This is a genomic window from Nonomuraea basaltis, assembly GCF_005893125.1.
GTDB classification, from domain to species: domain Bacteria; phylum Actinomycetota; class Actinomycetes; order Streptosporangiales; family Streptosporangiaceae; genus Nonomuraea; species Nonomuraea basaltis.
This window is the reverse complement of sequence record NZ_VCJS01000038.1, coordinates 24,024-49,109: the sequence shown is the minus strand read 5'-3', so window position 1 is coordinate 49,109 and position 25,086 is coordinate 24,024. Positions and strand designations below refer to the sequence as shown.

At 71.3% G+C, this 25,086-nt stretch carries 22 protein-coding genes; 15 read left to right on the top strand and 7 right to left on the bottom strand.

Annotated features, from left to right (window positions below; all coding sequences use genetic code 11):
• Positions 1 to 45 precede the first annotated feature (45 nt).
• Genes boxC through EJK15_RS72835 form a run of 6 tightly spaced genes read left to right on the top strand, consistent with a single transcriptional unit; the run spans position 46 to position 5,783 of the window.
• Positions 46 to 1,731 (top strand): 2,3-epoxybenzoyl-CoA dihydrolase, encoded by a 1,686-nt coding sequence (gene boxC, locus EJK15_RS19815; RefSeq protein WP_138711934.1) that lies wholly within the window; start codon positions 46 to 48, stop codon positions 1,729 to 1,731.
• A 2-nt stretch (positions 1,732 to 1,733) separates the two neighbouring features.
• Complete coding sequence (locus EJK15_RS19810) at positions 1,734 to 3,314, top strand: benzoate-CoA ligase family protein (RefSeq protein WP_240777067.1); 1,581 nt, start codon at positions 1,734 to 1,736, stop codon at positions 3,312 to 3,314.
• Complete coding sequence (locus EJK15_RS19805; protein ID WP_138711933.1) at positions 3,314 to 4,312, top strand: NAD(P)/FAD-dependent oxidoreductase; 999 nt, start codon at positions 3,314 to 3,316, stop codon at positions 4,310 to 4,312. Before EJK15_RS19810 ends, EJK15_RS19805 begins: the two co-directional genes overlap by 1 nt.
• A gap of 14 nt (positions 4,313 to 4,326) precedes the next feature.
• Positions 4,327 to 4,656 carry a ferredoxin gene (gene fdxA, locus EJK15_RS19800; protein WP_138711932.1) on the top strand — a complete coding sequence of 110 codons (330 nt, stop codon included), beginning with the start codon at positions 4,327 to 4,329 and terminating at the stop codon, positions 4,654 to 4,656.
• Positions 4,657 to 4,684: 28 nt separating this feature from the next.
• Positions 4,685 to 5,212, top strand: a complete 528-nt coding sequence (locus tag EJK15_RS19795; protein ID WP_138711931.1) for a gamma carbonic anhydrase family protein — start codon at positions 4,685 to 4,687, stop codon at positions 5,210 to 5,212.
• A 13-nt stretch (positions 5,213 to 5,225) separates the two neighbouring features.
• Positions 5,226 to 5,783 (top strand): DUF6158 family protein, encoded by a 558-nt coding sequence (locus EJK15_RS72835; RefSeq protein WP_206060981.1) that lies wholly within the window; start codon positions 5,226 to 5,228, stop codon positions 5,781 to 5,783.
• 32 nt (positions 5,784 to 5,815) lie between these two features.
• On the opposite strand, the gene EJK15_RS19785 is transcribed toward EJK15_RS72835, so the two are convergent.
• Entirely contained in the window at positions 5,816 to 6,559 is a 744-nt protein-coding gene (locus EJK15_RS19785; RefSeq protein WP_206060980.1) for an enoyl-CoA hydratase/isomerase family protein, read from the bottom strand.
• A gap of 101 nt (positions 6,560 to 6,660) precedes the next feature.
• Positions 6,661 to 7,695, bottom strand: a complete 1,035-nt coding sequence (locus tag EJK15_RS19780; RefSeq protein ID WP_206060979.1) for a zinc-dependent alcohol dehydrogenase — start codon at positions 7,693 to 7,695, stop codon at positions 6,661 to 6,663.
• Between the two features lie 158 nt (positions 7,696 to 7,853).
• On the opposite strand from EJK15_RS19780, the gene EJK15_RS19775 reads away from it, so the two are divergent.
• Positions 7,854 to 8,303, top strand: a complete 450-nt coding sequence (locus EJK15_RS19775; protein ID WP_138711929.1) for a MarR family winged helix-turn-helix transcriptional regulator — start codon at positions 7,854 to 7,856, stop codon at positions 8,301 to 8,303.
• Positions 8,304 to 8,357: 54 nt separating this feature from the next.
• On the opposite strand, the gene EJK15_RS19770 is transcribed toward EJK15_RS19775, so the two are convergent.
• Positions 8,358 to 8,699, bottom strand: a complete 342-nt coding sequence (locus tag EJK15_RS19770) for a DUF190 domain-containing protein (protein WP_138711928.1) — start codon at positions 8,697 to 8,699, stop codon at positions 8,358 to 8,360.
• 144 nt (positions 8,700 to 8,843) lie between these two features.
• On the opposite strand from EJK15_RS19770, the gene EJK15_RS19765 reads away from it, so the two are divergent.
• A complete protein-coding gene (locus EJK15_RS19765) occupies positions 8,844 to 9,227 on the top strand; it encodes a DUF190 domain-containing protein (protein ID WP_138711927.1) in 384 nt (127 codons plus the stop codon).
• Between the two features lie 69 nt (positions 9,228 to 9,296).
• On the opposite strand, the gene EJK15_RS19760 is transcribed toward EJK15_RS19765, so the two are convergent.
• Together EJK15_RS19760 and EJK15_RS19755 are read right to left on the bottom strand one after the other, a co-directional pair.
• Positions 9,297 to 9,992 (bottom strand): GntR family transcriptional regulator, encoded by a 696-nt coding sequence (locus tag EJK15_RS19760; protein ID WP_138711926.1) that lies wholly within the window; start codon positions 9,990 to 9,992, stop codon positions 9,297 to 9,299.
• Positions 9,993 to 10,155: 163 nt separating this feature from the next.
• A complete protein-coding gene (locus EJK15_RS19755) occupies positions 10,156 to 10,338 on the bottom strand; it encodes a hypothetical protein (RefSeq protein WP_138711925.1) in 183 nt (60 codons plus the stop codon).
• Between the two features lie 258 nt (positions 10,339 to 10,596).
• On the opposite strand from EJK15_RS19755, the gene EJK15_RS19750 reads away from it, so the two are divergent.
• The 4 genes from EJK15_RS19750 (at position 10,597) to EJK15_RS19735 (ending at position 18,954) form a co-directional block, all read left to right on the top strand.
• Complete coding sequence (locus EJK15_RS19750; protein WP_206060978.1) at positions 10,597 to 11,505, top strand: GNAT family N-acetyltransferase; 909 nt, start codon at positions 10,597 to 10,599, stop codon at positions 11,503 to 11,505.
• Between the two features lie 197 nt (positions 11,506 to 11,702).
• The gene (locus EJK15_RS19745) at positions 11,703 to 13,724 is read left to right on the top strand and encodes an alpha/beta fold hydrolase (RefSeq protein ID WP_138711923.1); all 2,022 of its coding nucleotides are present in this window, start codon (positions 11,703 to 11,705) and stop codon (positions 13,722 to 13,724) included.
• 131 nt (positions 13,725 to 13,855) lie between these two features.
• Positions 13,856 to 17,683 carry a Pls/PosA family non-ribosomal peptide synthetase gene (locus tag EJK15_RS19740; protein WP_206060977.1) on the top strand — a complete coding sequence of 1,276 codons (3,828 nt, stop codon included), beginning with the start codon at positions 13,856 to 13,858 and terminating at the stop codon, positions 17,681 to 17,683.
• Complete coding sequence (locus EJK15_RS19735) at positions 17,680 to 18,954, top strand: M1 family metallopeptidase (RefSeq protein WP_138711960.1); 1,275 nt, start codon at positions 17,680 to 17,682, stop codon at positions 18,952 to 18,954. Before EJK15_RS19740 ends, EJK15_RS19735 begins: the two co-directional genes overlap by 4 nt.
• Before the next feature lie 10 nt (positions 18,955 to 18,964).
• On the opposite strand, the gene EJK15_RS19730 is transcribed toward EJK15_RS19735, so the two are convergent.
• Positions 18,965 to 19,522 carry a CGNR zinc finger domain-containing protein gene (locus EJK15_RS19730; protein WP_206060976.1) on the bottom strand — a complete coding sequence of 186 codons (558 nt, stop codon included), beginning with the start codon at positions 19,520 to 19,522 and terminating at the stop codon, positions 18,965 to 18,967.
• A 92-nt stretch (positions 19,523 to 19,614) separates the two neighbouring features.
• Here EJK15_RS19730 and EJK15_RS19725 point away from each other — a divergent pair, with 92 nt between their 5' ends.
• The 3 genes from EJK15_RS19725 to EJK15_RS19715 all read left to right on the top strand — a co-directional run bounded on the left by EJK15_RS19725 (position 19,615) and on the right by EJK15_RS19715 (position 23,776).
• Positions 19,615 to 20,094 carry a DinB family protein gene (locus tag EJK15_RS19725; protein ID WP_138711921.1) on the top strand — a complete coding sequence of 160 codons (480 nt, stop codon included), beginning with the start codon at positions 19,615 to 19,617 and terminating at the stop codon, positions 20,092 to 20,094.
• The gene (locus EJK15_RS19720; RefSeq protein ID WP_138711920.1) at positions 20,091 to 21,293 is read left to right on the top strand and encodes a MalY/PatB family protein; all 1,203 of its coding nucleotides are present in this window, start codon (positions 20,091 to 20,093) and stop codon (positions 21,291 to 21,293) included. The genes EJK15_RS19725 and EJK15_RS19720 overlap by 4 nt, the downstream gene beginning before the upstream one ends.
• A gap of 344 nt (positions 21,294 to 21,637) precedes the next feature.
• Positions 21,638 to 23,776, top strand: a complete 2,139-nt coding sequence (locus EJK15_RS19715) for a discoidin domain-containing protein (RefSeq protein WP_138711919.1) — start codon at positions 21,638 to 21,640, stop codon at positions 23,774 to 23,776.
• Between the two features lie 14 nt (positions 23,777 to 23,790).
• Here the strand turns inward: EJK15_RS19715 and EJK15_RS19710 are convergent, their stop codons facing one another.
• On the bottom strand, positions 23,791 to 24,990 hold the full coding sequence (locus EJK15_RS19710) for an RNA-guided endonuclease InsQ/TnpB family protein (protein ID WP_138711918.1): 1,200 nt from the start codon (positions 24,988 to 24,990) through the stop codon (positions 23,791 to 23,793).
• Between the last annotated feature and the right edge of the window lie 96 nt (positions 24,991 to 25,086).

Sequence of the window (25,086 nt, the reverse complement as noted above, 5' to 3'; positions counted from 1 at the left end):
CATTAGGAACCAGGTCACTTGTCCCCCCGCCAAACGGAGCCCGCAATGACTGTCCCCGCTGAACCTTCGCCTCCACCGGTGGTCCACTTCGCGACCTCCCCGGACCGCTACCGCCACTGGACGTTCCAGGTGGACGGGGCGGTGGCCACCGTCACGCTGCGCGTCGACGAGCACGGCGGTCTGGTCCCCGGCTACGAGCTCAAGATGAACTCCTACGACCTCGGCGTCGACATCGAGCTGTACGACATCGTCCAGCGGCTCCGCTTCGAGCACCCCGAGGTCAAGGCCGTCGTGCTGACCGGCGGCCTGGACCGGATGTTCTGCGCCGGGGCCAACATCCGGATGCTGGCCCAGTCCTCGCACGCGTGGAAGGTGAACTTCTGCAAGTTCACCAACGAGACCCGCAACGGCATCGAGGACGCGACCGAGCACTCCGGCCAGACCTGGATCGCCGCGCTCAACGGCACCGCCGCGGGCGGCGGCTACGAGCTGGCGCTTGCCTGTGACCAGATCGTCCTCGTGGACGACGGGTCCTCTGCCGTCTCGCTGCCCGAGGTGCCGCTCCTCGGCGTGCTGCCGGGCACCGGCGGCCTGACCCGCGTCGTGGACAAGCGGCACGTGCGCAGGGACCGGGCCGACATGTTCGCCACCAAGTCCGAGGGCTTCCGCGGCGGCACGGCCGTCGAGTGGGGCCTGGTGGACGCCACCGTGCCGCGCAACGCCTTCGCCGCGGAGGTGGCCAGGCTGGCGGGCGAGGCCGTGGCGTCGTCCGGGCGGCCCCCGGGCGCCGAGGGCGTGACCCTGACGCCGCTCGACCGCAAGGACGAAGGCGACCTCATCACCTACCCGTACCTCTCCGCCCGCATCGACCGGGCGAACCACGTCGTCGAGATCACCGTGGCGGGCCCGCACGACGCCCCGCCGGCCGCCGCCGCCGTGTCGGCCCAGGGCGCCGACTACTGGCCGCTGGCCGTGACCCGCGCGCTGGACGACCTGATCCTGCATCTGCGTACCAACGAGCCGGATCTCGGCATCTGGGTGCTGCGCGCCGCCGGCGACCCGGAGCGGGTGCTGGCCTACGACGCGCAGCTGCGCGAGCTGGCGGGCGACTGGTTCGTCAACGAGGTGCGCCACTACTACAAGCGCACGCTCAAGCGGCTCGACGTCACCAGCCGCAGCCTCATCGCCGTCATCGAGCCGGGCACGGCCTTCGCCGGCCTGCTGGCGGAGCTGGCCCTGGCGGCAGACCGGCAGTACATGCTGGAGGGCGTCTACGAGGACCGCGACGACGACGCCGTGCCCGCCACCATCCGGCTCAGCCCGTCCAACGACGGCGACTTCCCGATGGGCAACGGCCTGTCCCGGCTCCAATCGAGATTCTGGGGCAACGAGCACGACCTGGAGGCCGTCCGCGGCAAGATCGGCGAGCCGCTGGACGCCGTCGCCGCGCAGGAGCTCGGCCTGGTCACCATGGCCCTGGACGACATCGACTTCGAGGACGAGCTGCGCATCGTGCTCGAGGAGCGCGCGTCGCTGTCGCCCGACGCGCTGACCGGCATGGAGGCCAACCACCGCTTCGTCGGCCCGGAGACCCTGGAGACGAAGATCTTCGGACGGCTCACCGCCTGGCAGAACTGGATCTTCATCCGCCCGAACGCGTCCGGCCCCGACGGCGCCCTGCGCCGCTACGGCTCCGGCCGCAAGGGCGACTACGACCTCGAGCGGGTCTGATCATGAGCGAGCGACCCATGGACACAGTCGGCACTCAATTCAACGCCGGAGACTGGCTCACCCATCGCCACGTGGCGGAGGGCCGCGGCGACCGGGTGGCGGTCCGCCGCGACGGCGTCACACTCACGTACACCGGGCTGTCGGACCTCGTCGGCACCGTCACCGCCGCGCTGCGCGCCCTCGGCCTGCGCCGCGACGACCGCGTGCTGTTCGTCACCAACGACGACGTGCCCATGTTCGCCGGGATCCTCGCGGCCTTCTGCGGCGGGTTCGTGGCCGTGCCGGTCTCGACCATGCTGGGGGCGAAGGAGCTCGGCACGATCATCGCCGACGCCGGCGCCGCCGTCGTGGTGGCGAGTCCCGCGTACGCCCCTCAGATTCAGGAGGCCCTCACCATGGCGCCCGAGGTGCGCCACCTGGTGTGGGACGGCGACACCGTGCCTGCCCCCGCCCCAGCCGCGATCACCTCCTGGACCTGGGCGGAGCTGCTCAAGGCCGGCGAAGGGCAGTCACGCGAGCCCGCCGCCACCCCGGAGGACTCCTGGGCCCTGTGGCTCTACACCTCCGGCACCACCGGCACCCCCAAGGGCGCCATGCACCGCCACGCCAACATCCGGCACGTCTGCCAGACCTACGGCGACCAGGTGCTGGGCATCAGCCCCGGCGACGTCTGCTTCTCCGTCGCCAAGCTCTTCTTCGCCTACGGCATCGGCAACTCGATGTTCTTCCCGCTCTCGGCCGGGGCCGCGACCGTGCTGGAGCCACGCCGCCCCACCCCCGCCGTGACCGCCGAGCGCATGGCCGCGGAGCGGCCGACCCTGTTCTTCGCCGTCCCCACCTTCTACGCCGCCCTGCTCGCCGCCGACCTGCCCGACGACACCTTCACGTCGGTACGGCTCGGCACGTCGGCCGGCGAGGCGCTGCCCGCGCCGCTGCAGGAGCGGTTCACCCGCCGCTTCGGCGTCGAGATCATCGACGGCATCGGCTCCACCGAGGCGCTGCACATCTTCCTGTCCAACCGCCCCGGCGAGGTGCGCCCGGGCACCACCGGCAGCCCGGTGCCCGGCTACGAGATCGAACTGCGCGACGCCGACGGGACGCTCGTGCCCGACGGCGAGCCCGGCTCCCTCCACGTGCGCGGCGAGTCCATCGCCCTGGGCTACTGGCGGCGCACCAACGCCAGCCGCACCGTGTTCTTGGGCGAGTGGCTCAACACCGGCGACACCTACGTGCGCTCGCCGGACGGCTTCTACACCTGCCTGGGCCGCAGCAACGACCTGCTCAAGGCGGGCGGCATCTGGGTGTCGCCGACCGAGGTCGAGGCCCGCCTGCTGGAGCACCCGGACGTCGCCGAGGCGGCCGTGGTCGGCATGGCCGACGAGCACGGGCTCGACAAGCCGGTCGCCTGCGTCGTCACCCGCGGGGAGGTCACCGCCGAGGAGCTCATCCAGTGGTGCCGCGACGGCCTGGCCGCGTTCAAGCGCCCCCGTCAGGTGGTCTTCCTCGACCAGCTGCCCAAGACCGCGACCGGCAAGATCCAGCGTTTCCGGGTGCGCCAGATCATCGCCGAGGGGATGAGCTGATGAGCGCGCTCGAGGTCGACGTGCTGATCGTCGGAGCGGGGCCGGTCGGCCTCTTCGGCGCCTACTACGCCGGCGTGCGCGGCCTGCGCACGGCGGTCGTCGACTCGCTGAGCCAGGTCGGCGGCCAGGTCAGCGCGATGTACCCGGAGAAGCAGATCTTCGACATCGCCGGGTTCCCCGCCGTCTCCGGCCGTCGCCTCATCGGCAACCTGGTCGAGCAGGCCGCGCCGTACGACCCCGTGTACGTGCTCGGCCAGGAGGCCCAGCGGCTCGACCGCGTGCCCCGTGACGAGGGGCCCGACCTGCTCGTGGTCAAGACCAGCGCCGGAGTCGAGATCGCCGCCGGGGCCGTCATCGTGACGGGCGGCATCGGCACCTTCACCCCCCGCCCGCTCCCGGCAGGGGAGGAGTTCCTCGGCAGGGGCCTGGAGTACTTCGTCCCCGACAGCGCCGGTTACGCGGGCAAGGACGTCGTGGTCGTCGGCGGCGGCGACAGCGCCGTGGACTGGGCCCTCATGCTCCACCCCGTCGCGCGGACCGTCACGCTCGTGCACCGCCGCGCCGCGTTCCGCGCCCACCACGGCTCGGTCGAGGCGCTCAAGGCGTCCCCCGTGGAGATCATCACCAACGCCCAGGTCACCGCCACCCTCGGCGGCGAACGGCTGGAGCACATCGAGGTCGGCGCGGCCGAAGGCACCCGCGCTCTCCCGTGCCAGCGGCTCGTCGCGGCCCTCGGCTTCACCGCCAACCTCGGGCCGCTCCGCGAATGGGGGCTCGACCTGCACGACAACCGTCACCTGGTGGTCGACTCCGCGATGCGCACCAACGTGCCCGGCCTGTTCGCGGCCGGCGACATCGCCGACTACGAGGGCAAGGTCCGCCTGATCGCGGTCGGCTTCGGCGAGGTGGCGACGGCCGTCAACAACGCCGCCGTGCACCTCGACCCCGCCGCCCAGCTCTTCCCGGGGCACTCGACCGACAACCCCGCCCCGGTCTAGTTCAGGAGATCCACATGCCGTACGTCATCGCCGCACCCTGCATCGACGTCATGGACAAGTCATGCGTCGAGGAGTGCCCGGTCGACTGCATCTACGAAGGGGACCGCAAGCTCTACATCAACCCCAAGGAGTGCATCGACTGCGGCGCGTGCGAGCCCGTGTGCCCCGTCGAGGCGATCAGCCAGGACCGGCGGGTCGCCGCCGAGCACGCCGATTTCGTCGAGGACAACCGCCGCTTCTTCGTCGAGGCCCTGCCGGGCCGCGACGCGGCCCTCGGCGCGCCGGGGGGTTCGCACAAGACGGGCCGCGTCGGCGTTGACACGCCTCTGGTCGCGGGCCGGTAGGGCCGTGCTCGCCAACGGGAGGTGACCGATGCCCATCTACGCCCTCGGAGACCAGGTCCCCCGGATCCATCCGGACGCCTACGTCCACCCGGACGCCGTCGTCATCGGCACCGTCGTCATCGGCGCGGAGTCGTCGGTGTGGCCGGCGGCCGTGCTGCGGGCCGACTTCGGCCGCATCGAGATCGGCGAGCGCACCTCCATCCAGGACGGCACCATCCTGCACACCACCGAGCGGTGGCCCACCGTGATCGGCAGCGACTGCGTCGTCGGGCACCGGGCCCACCTCGAAGGTTGCACGGTCGAGGACCGCTGCCTCATCGGCTCGGGTTCGGTGGTCCTGAACCGCGCCGTGGTGCGCGCGGGCTCGGTGGTCGGCGCGCAGGCGCTCGTACCCGAGGGCCTGGAGGTCCCGGCCGGTCACATGGCGCTCGGCGTGCCCGCCCGCCCCAGGCCGATGGACGGCACCGCACAGAGCGAGTGGATCGACTTCGGCGTGAACGAGTACCGCGACAACGCCAAGCGCTACCGGCACGAACTGCGCAGGCTCGACCCGTGAAGGAAAGAGACCGATGACTCACCACGACGTCCACGGCCGGCCGGCCGCCGAGCTCAGCGACGAGGAACTGGAACGGCAGGGCGCCCTGGCGCACGCGACGCGCAACTGGGTCTTCCTGCACGGCAGCGCCGAGCAGTTCGCCCGCCACACCTCCCGCATGTTCGAACTCGAACGCGAGTACCTGCACCGCTTCCCGAAGCGGACCTGGCAGGGCTCCGGCGGCGCCGGAGAGAATCGCGAGGCCACCGCCGACGCCTGGCGTGAGACCGTGCTCGGCATCATCGAGCAGCTCACGATGCTGCTGGAACTGCCCGGCCCCCAGCCCGCAGGCGCCCCCGCCGCCGACCCCGTCCGGACCTTTCTCCAGCGGATCGCCGACGCCGGCGATCGGATGCACAAGCTGGAGGCGCACCAGGCGGCCCGCGAGGCCGGGCTCGAGCGCGCGGCGGTGGCCGATCTGTACAAGGCGGAACCGCCGCTGATCGTCACCGAGGGCCACGACCGGGTGCTCACCGCCGCCGGCCGCGCCCACCTGACCGCCGGCACCCACAGCACCGCCGGCACCGCCTGACGGCCGGCACCCGGAGTTCTTCGCTGTCGTTTCTAGTGGCGCCGCTCCAGGAACGCGGTCATGCGCTCGTGCTTGTCCTCGGTCTCGAACAGCACGGCCTGCGCCACGTTGTCGAAGCTCGGGTGCGCGCCGGGCGGAGCGGCGAGCGCGAGCTTGGTCAGCCGCAGCGCCAGCGGCGCGTTCCTGGCGATGCGCGAGACCAGCCGATCCGCCGCGGCCGGCAACTCGTCCTCGGGGACCAGCTCGTTCACCAGCCGGACCGCCAGCGCCTCCTCGGCCGACAGCACCCTCCCGGCGAGCAGGACCTCCTTGGCCAGGGGCTCGCCGACCAGCTCGCGCAGCCGCCAGCAGGCCCCGGCCGCGGCCATGATGCCGAGCCCCGCCTCCGGATTGCCGAACCGGGCCCGCGGGGTGGCGATGCGGAAGTCGCAGGCGTAGGCCAGCTCCGCACCGCCGCCGAGGGCCGGTCCGTCGATCGCGGCGATCGAAGGCATCGGCAGCCGCGCGATCCGTTCGAACAGGCCGCTGTTGATGCCCGCCAGCGCGTCCTCGCGGCGGCGCTCGCGCAGCTCCCGGATGTCCGCGCCCGCGGCGAAGATCCCGCCGGCCCCGGTGATCACCAGGATCCGGGGCCGCCTCTCCAGCTCGGCGCACACCTCATGCAGGTCCGCCACCATCGCCGCGTCGATCGCGTTGCGCACGTGCGGGCGGTCCAGCCGGACCAGCACCCGGTCCCGCGCGTCCTCGATCTTCAATGTGTCGTTCAGCGGAAGCACCCCAACCAGTATCCACTACATTCTCATGATGCGTCGCAATACCAATGTAGAGTAAAACTGGGCGGCAGTCACGCGGGCCGAGCTGCTGAACCGGGCCCGGCCTACCGCTGGTCGTCGAAGGTCACGACCACCTTCTCGGCCGCTCCCGGCGTCAGCGCGAGCTGGAACGCCCGCTCGACGTCGGGGAAGGGCACGCGGTGGCTGATCAGCTTCGCGAAGCGCTCCCAGTGCTCGGCGAGTTCCGGGGTGACCTCGAAGATCTCGGTGGGGTACCCCATGGACGCCGTGAAGGTCATTTCGCTCCTGAGCATCGCGGCGATGTCGATGGGCGCCATCTTCTTGTGCGCCGCCACCATGACGAGCTTCGCCCCCCACTTGGCCGAGGCCAGCGCGGTGTTGACGACCGCGGGGACGCCTGCCGCGTCGATGTAGATGTCGGTGCCCGGGCGGGCCGCGCCGAGGGCGTTGGCCCCCGTGCCGTGCAGCTCCGTGAGGCGTGCCGTCACGTCCTCGCGGGAGGAGTCGATGACGGCGTCCGCCCCGACGGCCAGCGCCTTCTCGAGGCGCGAGGGGATGACGTCGGCCACGGCGACGTGCTCGACCCCGCGGAGCTTCAGCCAGATCGCCGCGCCCAGCCCGATGGGACCGGCCCCGAACACCACGACCTTGTCCGTCGCCCGCGCCTCGGACCGGTTGACGCAGTGCCGCGCCACCGCCATGGGCTCGTTGAGAGCGGCCACGTCGAAGGGGACCGTGTCGGGGAACACCGCAAGGCTCTTGCCGACGACGGCGTCCTCGATGAGCAGGTACTCGCGCATGGCGCCCAGTGCGCCGCCGTTGCCGATGATGCCGGAGGGGGCGGCCATCGGGTTGACGACGACGCGGTCGCCCACCTTGAGGCCGGTGACGTCCGCTCCGACCTCGATGACCTCGCCTGCCGGCTCGTGCCCCAGAGGCAGCGCCGCCGTACGTCCGTCCGGGCCCAGCGGCATGCCGCCCATCTGCACGAAGCTCACGTCGGTGCCGCAGATGCCGCACGCGCGTATCCGCAGCAGCACGTCGCCGGGGCCGGGGGCCGGGCGCTCGAGGTCTACCACTTCGACCGCGCCGGCCGCGCTGGTCTGTACTGACTTCATGGTTGGCATGAGGGTCCTCTTCCTGCTCGACGGTGATGTGCACGTTACACATCATGTGCGTGATGCACAATATATGCGCGATGCACATGAATTGTGGTATACATACCGACGTGCCCAGGCAGAACCTCGGAGTCGCGCAGATCGGGAGAAGGACCGGCATGGACGAGCTCGCTTACTTGATCGAGTACGAGACCATGCTGCTCGGACGGCACGTCCACCTGGCCCACGCCAAGCTGGACGGCGAGCGGCTGGACCGCAGCGCCTACATCCTGCTCAGCCGCATCCGCATGCAGGGCCCGATGTCCATCGGACAGCTCAGCGACGCCTTCGACCTGGACGTCTCCACCCTCAACCGGCAGACCGCCGCCTTGATGCGGTCCGGACTGGTCGAACGCATCCCCGACCCGGAAGGGGGCATCGCCCGCAAGTTCCGCATCACCGGCGAAGGCGAGCGCCGCCTCGACGCCGAGCGGGATGAGCGCACCCATACCTTCGAGAGCATCCTGGCCGACTGGACGCCCGAGGAGGTCGCCACCTTGGCCGGCTGCCTCAAACGGTTCAACACCGCCATCGAGCGCCTCTCCGGACGACCCTGGCCGCGCCCCTGACCCGTCACCTGGGACGGTGCTCCGCGTTGCCCAGGGCCGCTGTGAGCGGCAAGGTCATGCGGTGCCCCCGCCCGCGTAGCGATAGACCTCGACGGGATCCTTGATGATCAGTCCCTCGGCGACCAGCTCGTCCAGTTGCGCGACGAACTCGGAGATCTTCTCCTCGGTGTCCACGATGACGACGGCGATGGGCAGGTCCTCGCTGAGGGACAGGATGCGGGTGGTGTGCACGCGCGACGCCGCGCCGAAGCCCTCGAATCCGCGGAACACGCTGGCCCCGGCCAGCCCTCGCGCGTGGGCGCGGTGCACGATCTCGGTGTAGAGCGGGCGGTGGCCGTACTGGTCGTCCTCGCCCACGAGGATCGTCAGCCGGGTGGCTCTGCCGTACAGCCTCATTGGCTCGCCTCCTGACACGTGCCTGTTCTCATTGTGCGCCGCAGGTAAGAGGACGGATGCCCGCCGCGCGGGATGGGAACGTGACCGGTGAGCGGCCGGTCTGAACGGCCTGCCGGCCGAGCCAGCGGCGAGAGGACACCGCCCATGAGACTGCACGGACCGGCGGCCCGGCTGACGATCTTCATCGGGCAGTCGGACCAGTACCACCACAAGCCGCTGTACGCCGAGATCGTCCACCGAGCCCACAAGAAGGGACTGGCCGGCGCGAGCGTGTTCCGCGGGCTGGAGGGGTATGGCGCCTCCTCCCGCATCCATACTCCCCACCTGCTCTCGCTCGGCGACGACCTCCCGATCGCGATCGTCATCGTGGACGCCAAACCCAAGATCACCGGCTTCCTCGCCGAGCTCGACGAGCTCGTCACCGAGGGCTTGGTGATCATCGACGACGTGGAGGTCTACCGCTACGTGGGAGGCGAAGACGACCAGCGCGCCGGGCCGCACCGCAGCCGGTGGCGGCCGGCGGGCTGAGGCACCGATCGCGCGGTCGACCGTGGCCGTCCAGCCGGGCGCCGGATGAGCGCGCCGGCGCGCGGCGACTCAGGCGGGAGAAGGGGTGCCGCGGGTGTCTGCTTGATCGCGTGCATGTGCGCGCAGGGCCTCGATGACGCTGGCCAGGTGGGCGTGCGCGGCGGCCTGGGCCGCCTCCGGGTCGCGGGTGCGGATCGCCTCGATCAGCGCCAGGTGCTCGCTGAGGGACTGCTGCGGCCGCCCGGGCCGCAGGGCGAGCTGGAACCGGTGCCGGACCAGCTGGGCGTTGAGCCGCTCCAGCAACTCGACCGCCGGTCGTTGCCCGGAGATGTCGCGGACGCAGGCGTGCAGCTCGCGGTTGAGCGCCGAGTACGTCAGCGGCTCGCCGTCGGCGACCGCCTTGACCATCGCCTCGCCCAGGGCCGTGAGCTCCGACAGCTGCTCGTCGGTGACCCGCGCCGCCGCCTTGGCCGCGCACAGCCCTTCGAGGACCATCCGGCACTCGGTGATGGCGACCGCCTCCTCGACGCTGACGACCCGCACCCGGGCGCCCCGGTTGCGAATGCGCTCGACCAGCCCTTCGGCGGTCAGGTCGATCAGCGCGGCCCGGATGCTCCCCCGGGTCACCCCGAACCGCTCCGCGAGCTCGCTCTCGACGAGGCGCTGGGCGGGCACCATGTCGCCCTGCGTGATGGCCTCGCGCAGTCCCGCGAGCGCGTGCTGTTTTGCCTGCTCACCGCTGATCGGGCCGTCTTCGTGCGGCATGGGTCGCCCTTCTCTGTGAATGCCTGACGAGGCTAAACCTAGGGCGACAGATGGGCAACAATGTTGTTCAGCATATTGTGCCGAGTGGGCGCGCCTGAAAGCGGCCTCCGCGTTGGACCGCGAAGGCCGCCGAGTTTCCGAGACCGGGCAGGCGGGCTAGCGCCTAGAACGACATCGACGGTCCGCCGGACACCTGCGTCAGGCCCGCCTGCAGCTCGCGGGCACGGTCGCGGATGTCCTGCGGCACGTCCTGGCGCTCGCCGGCCTGCTGGAGAAACTCCGTTATCGAACGTACGACATTCTGCACGGTGTCGCCGGCGGAGCCCGCACCAAAGCTCTGAGTCATCTTGATCCCCCATCACGATCGACTGCTTTCGGTATTCGAACGTAACGGTAAGTATCCACAAGGGCCAGGAGGCTCGCGGGCGCCGGCCGGTGTGCCGGCAGCCGTGTCCTCGACCCGCGCCGCACCGCCCCAAGGCGCTCCTGCTGGACGAGGCCACCAACCGGCGCGACGCCGCCAGGACGGCCGGCACGAACGGATAATGGAACGCTTTCTCGCACGCTCGCCAATATGCTTATCGCCCCCATGGAGAGGAAATCGATGGTGAACGTCGAATGGGCCGCGCTGGCCGACGGGAACATCGCGGAGATCGCCGATCTCGCCCGCAGGTGCATGGTGCGCGATGGCGGGCTCCGGGCGACCACATCGCCGGGCTTTCTGGCGCGGCGATACGCCGGTGCCGGAGTAACCGCCGTGGGCGCCTTCGGCGACGGTGAGCTGCTCGCTTGTGGAGCGGTGCGTCCCATGAAGGCGGCGTCCGCCATAGCCGCGCTGGTCGATCCCGCTCACCGCGGGCGCGGCCTGGGGTCCAGCCTCCTCGACCGGCTACTCGACGTGGCGAAGCGGCAATCAGAACGCCTCCAGGTGGAGACCGAGTCGCTGACGCAGGAGGCCCATGAGCTTTTCCTGTCGCGGGGTCTCCGGCAGACGTTCGCCGAAGATGTCTGCCGATGCGACCTGACGCGTCCCCTTTCGCAAATTCCCCTTCCCCAGGGCATTCGGCTCGAGGAATGGACGGCGAACAATCAAGGCGCTTTCTATGAGGCCTACCAGGCTTCTTTTGCGGATCGTCCCGGCTTTCCCGGCTGGTCGCAAGAGCAGTGGATCGACTGGCTGGTCGACGACGAGTTCCTGCCCCAGTGCTCCCTGGTGGCGCGAACAGCCGACGGGACGCCCGCCGGCTTCGTGGCCTGCGCGGAAGGGTTTCTGGTCCAGGTCGGCTCCATACCGGAATGGCGGCGGGGCGGCCTCGGAAGGGCACTCGCCGCCACCGCCATGGAACGCATGCGCCGTCATGGCGACACCGAGGTCTTCCTGGACATCAACGTCAACAACCCCGCGTCCGCCGCCCTCTTCCAGCGTCTCGGATTCTCCGTCATCGCCCGGCGCGCCCGATACGAGCCGCTCGCGAATGGCGAGCGGTCGCAGGTGAGCTCTCCGGTGACGTGAACGCCGCTGCCCCCGGCCAGGCCCTGCGCCCGCTGGAAGAGCGGCAGGTCCTCGTCGGGTAAGGCTCTCCCTACCTCGGATACACCGGGTGGCGGCAATGAGCCGGGGAGGTGCCCGCACCAGACTCGATTCCGATCGAGTCGCGACGCGGGGCGAAGCGTCGCCCCTCCCACTTCACTCGCACCAGAGGGATCGCCATGGCTCTGCGGCCGCAATTACGAGGTTTCACCGGCGCCCGGATCGTGGCTCTGGCGGTGATCGGGCTCATGGCGGCCGGGCTCGCCTACCTGGGACTGCCGGACGGCTCTCGACCGGCGGTGCCCGCGGGCGCGCGGCCCGGCGATCTGACCCTGCGGCCGTGTACGTACGACACCGAAGAGGGAAGCCTCGCGGCCGACTGCGGCACGCTGGCGGTCCCGGAGAACCGGCGGGATCCGGGCTCGAACCTGATCGCGCTGCCGGTGGTCCGCCTCCGGGCCACCGGCGGTGATCCGGCGGAGCCGATCTTCCGGTTGGGAGGCGGCCCGGGCATCACGAACATGTCGTTCCCGGCCGCGAGCCGCCTGACCGACCGCCACGACGTGGTCCTCGTCGGCTACCGGGGCGTCGACGGGTCGGCGGTCCTCGACTGCCCCGAGGTGACGTCGGCGCTGCGGCGGTCGGCCGACTTCGCGGGCGAGGAGTCGTTGCGCCGGTACGCCGGGGCGTTCGCCGGCTGCGCGCGGCGGCTGGCCGGGGAGGGCATCGATCTCGCCGGCTACTCGCTGCCCCAGCGCGCCGACGACCTCGAAGCGGCGCGCCGGGCCCTGGGCTACGAGCGGATCAACCTGATCAGCTCGAGCGCGGGGACCCGGACAGCGATGATCTACGCCTGGCGCCATCCCGAGTCGATCCACCGATCGGCGATGATCGCGGTGAACCCGCCCGGCCACCTCCTGTGGGATCCGGCGATCACCGATGACCAGCTCGGCCACTACGCCAGGCTGTGCGGCAAAGACGACGGGTGCGCAGCACGTACCGGCGATCTCGCCGCCGCCATGCGCGCCACCGCGGCGGACATGCCCGGCCGCTGGGGGCTCCTGCCGATCAAGGAGGGAAACGTCCGAACGGCCACGTTGTCGGGACTGTTCCACACGACCGAGGCGGCCGCGCCGCTGAACGCGCCGACGATGATCGACGCCTGGCTGGCGGCGGCCGGCGGCGACCCGAGCGGGTTCTGGGCCTTGTCGGTGCTGGCCGACCTGGTCTTCCCGGAGTCGTTCGTCTGGGGCGAGTTCGCCGCGTCGGGCATGATCGACGCGGAGGCGGTCGACGCCTACTACAGGAGCGGCGGCGATCCCGGCTCGATTCTCGGCAACGCCGCCGCCGACTTCCTGTGGGCCGGCGGGCGGCTGACCAAGGCGTGGCCGGCGAGCCCGGACCACGCGGCCTACCGGCAGGTGCGGCCGACGGAGGTGGAGACGCTGCTGATCGGCGGCACGGTCGACTTCTCGACCCCGGCGCAGGTCGCCACCGACGAGTTGCTGCCCGCATTGCCGAACGGTCATCAGGTGATCCTGGCCGAGCTCGGGCACTCCGACGACTTCTGGGCCTACCGGCCCGACGCCGGCAAGCGGTTGCTGAGCGCGTTCTTCGACCGTGGAGAGGCCGACGACTCCCTGTACGACACGCGCGAGGTCGAGTTCGAGGTCGGCGCCCTCACCATGTCCACCGTCGCCAAGATCCTGGCCGGTACGCTGGCCGGCCTCGCCCTGATCGCGATCGCGCTGCTCGGCGGGATGGCCCGCAGAGTCCGTCGCCGGGGCGGCTTCGGGCCCGGGGCGAGCACCTGGCTGCGCGCTCTCGCCCCCCTGATCGCAGGCCTCGGCGGCTGGTGCCTGGCCGTCCTGATCGTGTCGAGCCTGTGGCCGGCGGTGTTCGCCGGCAGCCTCGCCGTGGTCGTGGTATCCGTGGGCACCGCGATCGGGCTCGGCGTCTACTGGGCTTGGGTCCACCGCGACTGGTCGCCCCGGACCCGGTACCGGGGCCTGGCGGCGGCGCTGGCCGGATCCTTCCTGGGGGCCTGGCTGGGCTTCCACGCCGGCGAGGGCCTGGCCGGCGCGCTCACCGCGATCGTCGGTGCGGCCATCACCGCCAACCTCGCCCTGCTCACCCTCGACATCATCCGCGACAAGCGCACCGAGGAGCCCGCCGTCATCGGCAGCGGTCGACCGGAATAGGACGGGCGGCGGCGCCGTTGGGCACGGGGGTGGCGCGAACGCCACGACGGTGGCGGATGATTCGGATCCCATGGCATATGCCTCAGGGGACACCGACCGCCTGACTCAGGGAGCAGCGTTTGCGTCAGAACTTGGCTGATTTACGCCCCAGAACCGAGTCCGCGATCTATCCCGCGGGCCTGCTGGCGCCGCCACCCCGCACGCTCCTCGACATCCTCGACGAGACCGCGCGCCTGCATCCCGAGGCGCCCGCGCTCGACGACGGCACCGTCTGCCTCGACTACCGCGCGTTGCGCGCCGAGGTGGACCGGATCGCCGCCGAGCTCGCGGAGGCCGGGATCGGCCGCGGCGCCAGGGTCGGCGTGCGCGTCGCGTCGGGCACCGCCGAGCTGTACGTCTCCATCCTCGCCGTGCTCGCGGCCGGCGCCGCGTACGTGCCCGTCGACGCCGACGACCCGGACGAGCGGGCCGAACTGGTCTTCGCCGAGGCCGCGGTCGACGCCGTCATCACCGACAAGCTGACGGTGCGCGGCGACGCGAGGACGGCTCCCGCGACGCCCGTACCGGACGACGACGCGTGGATCATCTTCACCTCCGGGTCCACCGGCAAGCCGAAGGGCGTCGCGGTGACCCACCGGTCCGCCGCCGCGTTCGCCGACGCCGAGGCGGGACTCTTCCTGCCGGAGCGGCCGCTGGGCCCCGGCGACCGGGTGCTGGCCGGGCTCTCCGTGGCCTTCGACGCCTCGTGCGAGGAGATGTGGCTGGCCTGGCGGAACGGCGCCTGCCTGGTGCCCGCCCCCAGGGCCCTGGTACGCACCGGGATGGACCTGGGACCCTGGCTGGCCGCTCAGCGCATCACGGCCGTCTCGACCGTGCCGACGCTGGCCGCCCTCTGGCCGGTCGAGCACCTCGGCGGGATCCGGCTGCTCATCTTCGGCGGGGAGGCATGCCCTCCCGAGCTGGCGGAGCGGCTGGCCGTACCGGGACGAGAGGTGTGGAACACCTACGGGCCCACCGAGGCGACGGTGGTGGCCTCCGCGGCGCGGCTCACGGGCGACGGGCCCGTACGCATCGGGCTGCCCCTCGACGGATGGGACCTGGCGGTGATCGGCGGCTCGGGCGAGCCGGTGGCCATGGGGGAGACCGGCGAGCTGGTCATCGGGGGAGTGGGCCTGGCCCGCTACCTGGACCCGGTGAAGGACGCCGAGAAGTACGCGCCGCTGCCGTCGCTGGGCTGGGAACGCGCCTACCGCAGCGGTGACCTGGTGCGCGCCGACCCCGAGGGTCTGATCTTCGTCGGCCGCGCCGACGACCAGGTGAAACTCGGCGGGCGCCGGATCGAGCTGGGCGAGGTGGACGCCGCGCTGCAGGCGTTGCCGGGCGTCACCGGCGCGGCCGCCGCCGTCCGCACCGCGGGCGGCGGGCACCAGGTGCTCGTCGGGTACGTCGTCACCGGACCCGGCTTCGACGCCGGCGAGGCGCGCGAGCTGCTGGCCGACTCGCTGCCCGCCGCCCTGGTGCCCCGCCTGGCGCCGGTGGACTCCCTCCCGACCAGGACCTCCGGCAAGATCGATCGCGACGCGCTGCCCTGGCCGCTGGCCGAGCCGGCCGCGCCCGCGGAAGAGCTGACCCCGGCCGAGGCGATGCTGGCCGAGCGGTGGACCGGCATCCTCGGCGTGGCTCCCGAAGGCCCCGGCGCGGACTTCTTCGCCGACGGAGGCACCAGCCTCGCCGCGGCCAGGCTGGTGTCCGTGCTGCGCCCCGACTACCCGGACGTGGCGGTGGGCGACGTGTACGCGCAGCCGACGCTCGCCGGGCTGGCGCGGCTCCTGGGCGCGCGGGGCGAGCGCGAGTCCGCGCGGCCGCCGGTCGTCCCCATGCCCCGGCGGGCCGCACTGGCCCAGTCGGCGCTCATGATCCCGCTGCTCACCGCCGGCGCGATGCGCTGGATCGTGCTGCTCGCCGCGCTCGGCAACCTGCTCGCCCCGCCGTGGGCGCCGGCCCTGTCGTGGTGGTGGGTGGCCCTGGGCGGGCTGGCGTTCGTCACCCCCATGGGGCGGATGGGCCTGTCCGCGGCGCTCGCCCGGCTGCTGCTGCGCGGCGTGCGGCCGGGCAGCCACCCGCGCGGCGGCAGTGTCCATCTGAGGCTGTGGTTCGCCGAGCAGTTCGCGGCCAGGCTCGGCGTCCCCGACCTGGCCAGCGCGCCGTTGATGACGTGGTACGCCCGGCTGCTCGGCGCCCAGATAGGCGCGGACGCCGACCTGCACTCGCCCCCGCCCATCACGGGACTGCTCAAGATCGGCCGGGGCGCGTCGGTCGAGCAGGAGGTCGACCTCAGCGGCCACTGGTACGACGGCGACCGCCTGCACCTCGGCGAGATCCGGATCGGCGCCGGCGCCACCGTCGGCTCCCGCGCGACGCTGCTCCCCGGTGCACGGATCGGGAAGAACGCCCAGGTGGCCCCGGGATCGGCGATCGCCGGCACCGTACCCTCGGGCGAACTCTGGGCCGGCGTGCCGGCGTTCAGGCAGGGCAAGTCCCGCAGGAGGCGGCCCCCCGAGCGGGCGGCCCGCTCCCGCCTCTGGGCGTTCCTGTACGGCCTGACCGCCATCGCGCTCAGCCTGCTCCCCGTGGTCGCCGCCGGGGCCGGCCTCGCCGTCCTGGCCGCGTTCGCCCGGGACGCCCGCACGCTCGGCGCGGCGCTCACCGCCGCCCTGCCCGCCGTGCCCCTGGCGACAGTCACCGGCATGGCCGCCTTCGCCCTGATCACGCTGGTCAGCGTGCGGCTGCTCGGCCTGCGCCTGCGCCCCGGCCACCACCCGGTGCACAGCCGCCAGGCCTGGCAGGCGTGGGCGACCGGACGGCTGATGGCCTCGGCCCGCGTCTGGCTGTTCCCGCTGTACGCGAGCGTCCTGACCCCCGCGTGGCTGCGCGCCCTCGGCATGAAGGTGGGCCGCGGCGTCGAGCTGTCCACGGTCCTCGCGCTGCCCACGATGACGTCGGTCGGCGACGGAGCCTTCCTGGCCGACGACACGATGGTCGCCCCGTACGAGCTCGACGGCGGCTGGATGCGCATCGCGTCCGCGCGGATCGGCAAGCGCGCCTTCCTCGGCAACTCCGGGATGACCGCGCCCGGCCGCAAGGTGCCGAAGGACGGCCTGGTCGGGGTGCTGTCGGCGACGCCGAAGAAGGCCAAATCCGGCTCGTCATACGTGGGCATGCCGCCCATGGAGCTGCGCCGCACCGCGGAAGAGGGCGACCGGCGCCGCACCTACGATCCGCCCGCGCGGTACAAGGCCGCCCGGGCGCTCGTCGAGGCGTTCCGCGTGGTGCCCGCCATGTTCGCGGTCGCGCTCGCCGTCCTGGTCGCCGCCGCCTTCGAAGGGCTCGCGGCCCGGTACGGCTTCGCCGCGGCGGCCGCTCTGGGCGGCGTGGTCATGCTGGCCGCCGGGGTGCTCGCGGCGGCGGTCGCGACGGCCGCCAAGTGGGCCCTGGTCGGCCGGATCAGGGCCGGGAACCGGCCGCTGTGGAGCTCGTTCGTGTGGCGCAACGAGCTGGCGGACAACTTCGTCGAGGTGCTGGCGGCGCCCTGGTTCGCGCAGCCGTGGCTGGGGACCGCGCCGTTGAACGTGTGGCTGCGCTCGCTCGGGGCACGCATTGGTCATGGGGTCACGTGTGACACGTACTGGCTGCCCGAGGCGGATCTGGTGAGCCTCGGCGACGGCGCGTGCGTCAACCGGGGTTGCGTCCTGCAGACGCACCTGTTCCACGATCGGGTCATGAGCATGGACGCGGTGACGCTGGAGGCGGGCGCGACGCTGGGCCCGCACGGCGTGGTGCTGCCGGCCGCCCGGGTGGGCGCCGACACCACGATCGGGCCGGCCTCGCTGGTCATGCGCGGCGAGGCCGTGCCGGGCCGCACGCGTTGGTTCGGCAACCCCATCTCGGCGTGGCGATGACGTCGTACTTTCCCAGGCACGGCGATCACCGGTACGGCGTCTCGCACTACGACCTGACGCTCACGTACCGGGTCCCGGCCAACCGGCTCGACGGCGTGGCCCGGCTGACGGTGTTGTCCGCCGGGCCTCTCACCACCCTCGACCTGGACCTCGGCCAGTTCCGGGTCTCGGGCGTCACCGTGGACGGCGCCGCCGCGCGTTACTCGCACAGCCAAGGCAAGCTGCGTGTGACCGTGCCCCGGTTGCTGCCCGTGGGAGCGCGCGCCGACGTCGAGGTCCGCTACTCGGGCAGTCCCGTGCCGGTGCGGAGCTTCTGGGGTGGCCTGGGCTGGGAGGAGCTGACCGACGGCGCCCTCGTCGCCGGCCAGCCGATCGGCGCCCCCTCCTGGTTCCCGTGCAACGACCGGCCCGGTGACAAGGCGTCGTACCGGATCTCCGTGACCACCGCGTCGCCGTACCAGGTCATCGCGAACGGCGTGCTCGTGGCCAAGCGCCGCGCGGCCGGGACCACGACGTGGATCTACGAGCAGGCCGAGCCCATGGCGAGCTACCTGGCGAGCGTGCAGATCGGGCGCTACCAGCTCTCCGAGATCGCCGGAACCCGGCTGGCCCACCCGGCGCGGCTCGCCACCCGCGTGCGGCACGACTTCGGCCGGCAGGGGGAGATGATGGCGCTGTTCACCGACCTGTTCGGGCCCTATCCGTTCGCCGGCTACACCGTCGTGGTGGCCGACGACGACCTGGACATCCCGGTCGAGGCCCAGAGCATGTCGGTCTTCGGCAGGAACCACGTGGACGGGGGGCGCGGGTTCGAACGGCTGATCGCGCACGAGCTGGCGCACCAGTGGTTCGGCAACAGTCTCACCGTGGCCTGCTGGCGCGACATCTGGCTGCAGGAGGGCTTCGCCGCCTACGCCGAGTGGCTCTGGTCGGAGGCGTCGGGCGGTCCGCCCGCCGCCGACCTCGCCCGGCGCTGGCACGACCGGGTCGCCCGGCTCGCGCAGGACTTCGTGCTGGCCGACCCCGGCCCGCCCATGCTGTTCGACGACCGTGTCTACAAGCGGGGCGCGCTGACCCTGCACGCGCTGCGCCGGGCCCTGGGCGACGAGGTCTTCTTCCCCGTGCTGCGCGCCTGGACCGCCGAGCGGCGGCACGGGAGCGTCACCACCCAGGAGTTCGCCGGGCACGTCCAGCGGCACACCTCGCGATCGGTCGGGCCGCTGCTGTCCGCCTGGCTGTACGACAAGCCGCTTCCTCCCCTGAACCCGTGACCCGCGCAGGTCACTGAGGGGTCTTGGCACCTGCCATGCTCTTTCGCGACCGGTAGTTCGCCGCCTTGACGCGGTTGCCGCACTCCTCCATCCCGCACCACTGCCGATTGCCGGCCCGGGAGCGGTCGATGAAGATGCGGGTGCACTCCGCGCCCGCGCACTCACGGATCCGCAGCCCATCGATCTCGCCCAGCAGCCCGGCCGCCGAGCGGGCCACGCCGGAGGCGATGGCCCCGGCGTCGCCGGCCCGCACGACGCCGGAGGGCGTCAGGGACATCCGGGCCGGCGTGCCGTTCGTCTCCTCGTTCACCAAGGCCAGATCGTCGACGGGCCACGGACGCCCGCGCATGCTGTGGATCACGAGCCGATAGATCGCCTCGCGCAAGGTACGCAGCCGCCGCAGGTCCGCGGCGTCGAGGGCGGGCTCCTCGGTGAGGATGCCCGCCTCCACCGCCCATCGCGCCAGGTCACCGGGCATGCCCAGCAACTCCTCAGGTTCGCTCCGCCGCCACTTGAGCGTGCCGGCGAAGTCGAGCGCCAGGTTGCCACTCACGAATACGAAGCTCACGTCACCATCTTGACAGGTGACGGCTTGGAGTCGCAATGTTGTCGTCACCTGCTCAACAGGTGACGGAGTATCTCGACGGCCGAGGAGCCGAGTTGATCACTGATGAGGACTACCTGTACTTCGCGTACCGGGCCCTGGACGGCATGATCGGCATCGTGGCGGAGCTGGGCGACGAGCTTGCCAACCGCAGGCCGCCGTTGCCCGGGGCGAACTCGCCGTACGCGCTGCTCACCCACTCCCTGGGAGTGGTCTCCTACTGGGCCGGCGCGCTGGTCGCGGGACGCGAGGTCGTCCGCGATCGCGACGGCGAGTTCACCAGTGCGGGCACGCTGCGCCCGCTCCTCGCCAAGGCGGCGATCGTACGCGCGCAACTCGCCGAGGACGTGCGGGCCGCCGTGCCGGGCGAACGACTCCGCACCACCCCGCCGCCCGGCTTCCTCGGCCCCGACCGCGAGCTCACCCAGGGCGCGGCCCTGCTCCACGTCTACGAGGAGCTCGCGCAGCACCACGGCCAGATGGAGATCCTGCGCGACGCCCTGCTGGCCGGGCAGCCCACGGGGAGCGGCAGGTGAACCACGAGCCGTCCGGGCCGTTCGAGGCCATCGACGTCGCGCGCCTGCGCTCGGGGTACGGCGTCAAGTGGGGATCGCTGCCCGCCCGCACCATCGGCGCCTGGGTCGCCGACATGGACTTCGGGGTCCCGCCCGCCGTACGCGAGAGCGTCATCCGCGTCACCGAGCGCGAGGACTTCGGATATCCGTTCTGGCCCGGAGAGGATCCGGTGGCCGAGGCGTTCGAAGAACGGATGGCCGGGCGTCACGGATGGAGGCCGCGACCCGGGCGGACGCGCGTGTTCACCGACCTCATCCAGATCCTCCAGGTCATGATCGAGCACGCCACCGAGCCGGGTGACGGCATCGCGCTCCACGTCCCCGCGTACCCGCCGTTCCTGGCGAGCATCGCCCGCTCCGGCCGCCGGATCGTGCCACTGCCGATGCGGTGGAGCGAGACGGGCTGGGGCTTCTCGGCCGAAGGGCTGACCGGTCGCCTGCGCGATCACGGATGCCGCATGATCGTCCTGGTCAACCCGCACAACCCGACCGGCCGCGTCTTCACCCCCGAGGAGCTGACCCCCGTCGCCGAGGCGGCCGAGGAACTGGACCTGGTGGTCCTGGCCGACGAGATCCATGCCGACCTCGTCTTCGCGCCGCACCGTCACGTGCCCTTCGCCTCGCTCGGCGCGCCGGCCGCCGCACGTACGATCACCGCGACCTCGGCCACCAAGGCGTTCAACATCGCCGGCCTGCGTTGCGCCGTCGCCCACATCGGGGCGGATCGCGTCCAGAACGCGCTGGCCAAGGCCCCCTTGGACTACTTCGGCACCCCCAGCATCCTCAGCCGAGCCGCCACCGTGGCCGCCTGGAGGGAGGCCGGCGCCTGGCTCGAGGACCTCATGCGAACCCTCGACGCCAACCGGCTCATGGTCGCGCGGTGGGCGGCGGCCTTGCCATGGGACCTGCGCCACCACACCCCGCAGGCGACCTATCTGAGCTGGCTGGACTTCGCCGGCACCCCGATCGGGGACCGCGCCCCCGCCGCCCGTCTCGAGCGCCGGGCGGGGGTCAAGCTCAGCGAGGGGGCCGAGTTCTCCCAGGACACCGAGGTCGACACGGCCTCGTTCGCCCGCCTCAACTTCGCGACCAGCCCGGCGAACCTCGAGGAGATCCTGACCCGCATCGCCGCGGCTCATCGCCGGAACGGCCCGATCTGATTCGGCCGATCGGTCGGGCGGCAACGCATACTTTCGGACGTCCAAGACATCCCATGTATCACTTGGGAGCTGGCGAGATGTGATGCCGGACCATCGATTCGGCGCGGCCGGGCGGCGAGGCATGGCTCCGATCTCCGTGCGCCTTTCCGGCACGAATCCATGCTCGGCGCCTGCCCACGGCCCGCATGCATCGGATGTGTCGACACAAAAGCTTAGGAAACTTTCCTAAAAATTGGATCGTTCCAAGAGTTGACGCCTGTGGCTCTTTATGGGAACACGATGGAAAGCTCCAATCTCTGCCCGAGGCATCCCCCGACCAGGAGCACCCCCTAGGAGAAGCCACCATGTCCCGTGCCTTGCCGCGGACGGCGGTCCTCGCCGTGCTCGCGTTGCTGCTCGGCCTGCTCACCGCCGTCCCCGCGCGGGCCGACCTGCAGCATCCCCGCCAGGCGTTCCTGCGCGGCTCGATCGCCGGCCTCTTCCTGCACTGGGGCCAGCGCACCTCGCCGCAGCACAACAGCTGCAGCGCCTGGGAGGCCGACGTCACCAACGGCGGCTGGAGCGCCTCCTACTGGGTGAACGAGGCCAGGAAGCTGCACGCCCAGTACATCGTGCTGGCCACCTTCCACAGCAGGCTCGGGTACGCGCGCCCGTACCCGTCGGAGATCCCCGGCTCCTGCCGCACCACGCGCGACTTCCTCGGCGAGCTGATCGACGCCGCGGACGCGCAGGGCCTGAAGGTCATCCACTACATGACCGACGACCCGCAGTGGCACAACGAGGGGCTGTCGTCGGGATCGTGGCTGAACTCCGCGGCCTTCTCCAGCCACGTCGGCCACACCGTGGACCTGACCACCCGGGACGGGTTCGGCGAGTTCAGCTACCTGCAGTTCTTCGAGCAGATGCGGCGCTACCCGAAGCTGGCCGGGTTCTGGATCGACAACGACAACGCCTACTGGGAGCGCAACGGCCTCTACGCCAAGATCTACCAGCAGCGCCCCGACATGACGATCTCCAACAACAACGAAGACACGCCGATCATGGACATGATCAGCAACGAGCAGAAGACCGGCATGACGCCGTCGTACGACTACCCGCAGGCGATCTACACGGCGCTGCCCCGCCTGATCGAGGCCGACTTCAAGCTCCCCACCGGCGGCCCCTGGTGGTACGGCGGCTCCGATCAGGCCGTGGACCGCAAGCTCACGCTCGGCCGGCTCATCACCAACGCCGGATCGTCGGTCAAGGCCCTGATGGCCGAGACCCCCATGGTCAACGGCCGCTTCCCCGCCCAGCAGGCCGGCTTCAACACCTTCGCGAACACCTACCTGCAGGCCATCCGGGAGTCGCTGGCCGGCACCGAGGGCGGCGGCTACATGTACGGCGGCCTCAAACCGGGCTTCTGGAACAACGGCGCGCACGGCGTGACCACGATCGCCAAGAACGACCCGAACCGCCACTACGTCCACGTGATCACGCCGCCGTCCGGCAGCACGCTTGCGCTGCGGGACAACGGCTACCGGATCACCTCGGTGACGAACCTGCGCACCGGCGCGCCGGTCTCCTTCACCCAGTCGGGCGGCACGCTGACGCTGAGCGGGATCACGAGCTGGGACCCGTACGACACGGTCTTCAAGGTCATCTCGAGCGGCCGCCAGGGCATCTACTCCGGTGTCACCCTCTCGGCGAACTCCTCCACCAGCGGCCACGGCGCCGCCGCCGCGGGAGACGGCGACTACCTCACCTACTGGGACAGCAACGCCGCCGAACCCGCCACGCTCACCTTCGACCTCGGCTCCGCCAAGCGCATCCGGTACCTGGCGATCAACCAGCGGGAGGACTCCACCGTCCACCCGGCTTCCGGCTCGGCGCGGATCTCCGGCTACCAGGTGCACGTCAGCGCCAACGGGTCGAGCTGGGGCAGCCCGGTCAAGACCGGCACCGTGCCCAACGCGCGCGGCGTGCAGTTCATCGACCTGACCGCCGTCACCGCCCGCTACGTCAGGCTCACCAAGACCGGCCACCACGGTGCCGCCCGCTGGCGCGTGGACGAGGCGTGGATCGGTGGCCAGTACGCGGGCGGCTCCGGCACCCGCCACGAGGCCGAGAGCGCGACGATCTCCCAGGGCGCCGTCGAGTCCAACCACGCGGGCTACTCCGGGTCCGGCTTCGTCAACGGCGACAACGTGGCGGGGTCGTACGTGGAGTGGACGATCCCGTCCACGGCGGCCAGGACCGCCACGATCGCGCTGCGCTACGCGAACGGCACGACGGCCAACCGCCCGTCGGCCGTCTCCGTCAACGGGACGACGGCGTACGCGTCCCGCGACCACGCCGCCACCGGCTCCTGGAGCACGTGGGCCACCGACACCTTCACCGTCCCGCTCACCGCCGGGTCCAACACGTTGCGGGTGACCGCGACGACGGCCGGCGGCAACCCGAACCTCGACTACATCGACGTCGAGACAGGAGGCCTCTCTTGACTTCCTCCCCACGCCTAAAGGCGGGGGATTCCAACCTTCACAGGCTGGGGTTCCTGCTTCACGGGCGACTGCACCCGAGAGGACTCGGAGTGTCTGACGTCACCTCCACAGGCCGACACGGCAAGACCTGCCGCCAGGATGTTCTTCGCGGCGTTGACGTCCCGGTCGTGCCGGGTGCCGCAGCCCGGACACGTCCAGTGCCGGGTTTTGAGCGAGAGTTCGGCGAGCAGGTGCCCGCACGCCGAGCAGGTTTTCGAGCTCGGGTACCAGCGGTCGATCACGACAAGGTGGCGGCCGTACTTGGCCGTCTTGTACTCCAGCATGCGGCGGAAGGCGCCCCACCCGGAGTCGGAGATCGCCTTGGCGAGAGACCGGTTGCGGACCATGCCGTTGATGTTCAGGTCTTCGATCACGATCACATCGTGGTCGCGGACCAGACGCGTGCTGGTCTTGTGCAGGAAATCCGCCCGGGACGCACGGATCTTCCGGTGCGCTCGGGCGACCTTCGCCTTCGCCTTCTTGCGGTTGTTCGATCCGCGTTGTTTGCGGGCCATACGCCGCTGATAGCGGGCGAGGTTGCGTTCCCGCTTCGCCAGCTTCCGAGGATTGGCGATCTTATCGCCCCCGGAGGTGACCGCGAAGTCCTTGACGCCCAGATCCACGCCGACAACGGCGCCGGTAGCCGGAGCCTGATCCGGATCGGCAACCTCGACGGCGAACGACACATGCCAGCGTCCGCACGGGTCACGCGAGACGGTCACCGTGGACGGGTCGATCGAGGCAGGGTCAACCTCGGGCCACGACCACACGAACTCAAGCGGCGCGTCGGTCTTCGCCAGGAACAGGCGACCTTCTCGCCAGCGGAACCCCGACCGGGTGTACTCCGCGCTCTGGCGGCCGGTCCGGGACTTGAACCTCGGGTAGCGGGCGCGCCCGGCGAAGAAGTTGGCGTACGCCCGCTGCTGAGTGCGCAGCACCTGCTGCAACGGGACCGAGGACACCTCGTTCAGCCAGGCGAACTCCTCGCTCCGCTTGAGCTGGGTGAGGAAGGCGTTGGCCTGCGGCACGTTGGTGGAGACGCGCTCTTGATGCCAGCGCTGGTGCCGCCAGGCGAGCGTCTGGTTCCACACCACGCGCACGCACCCGAACGTGCGATTCAATACCGCAGCCTGTTCGGGGCTCGGGTAGGCCCGACACTTGTACGCCGTCCGCACACCCAAGATCTTAGCAGGACGCATCGATTCTGCTTAACGTCATTCCACCTTGTCAGCGAGGCTGACGCCCATGTGCCGCTACGCGGCAGGTTCGCC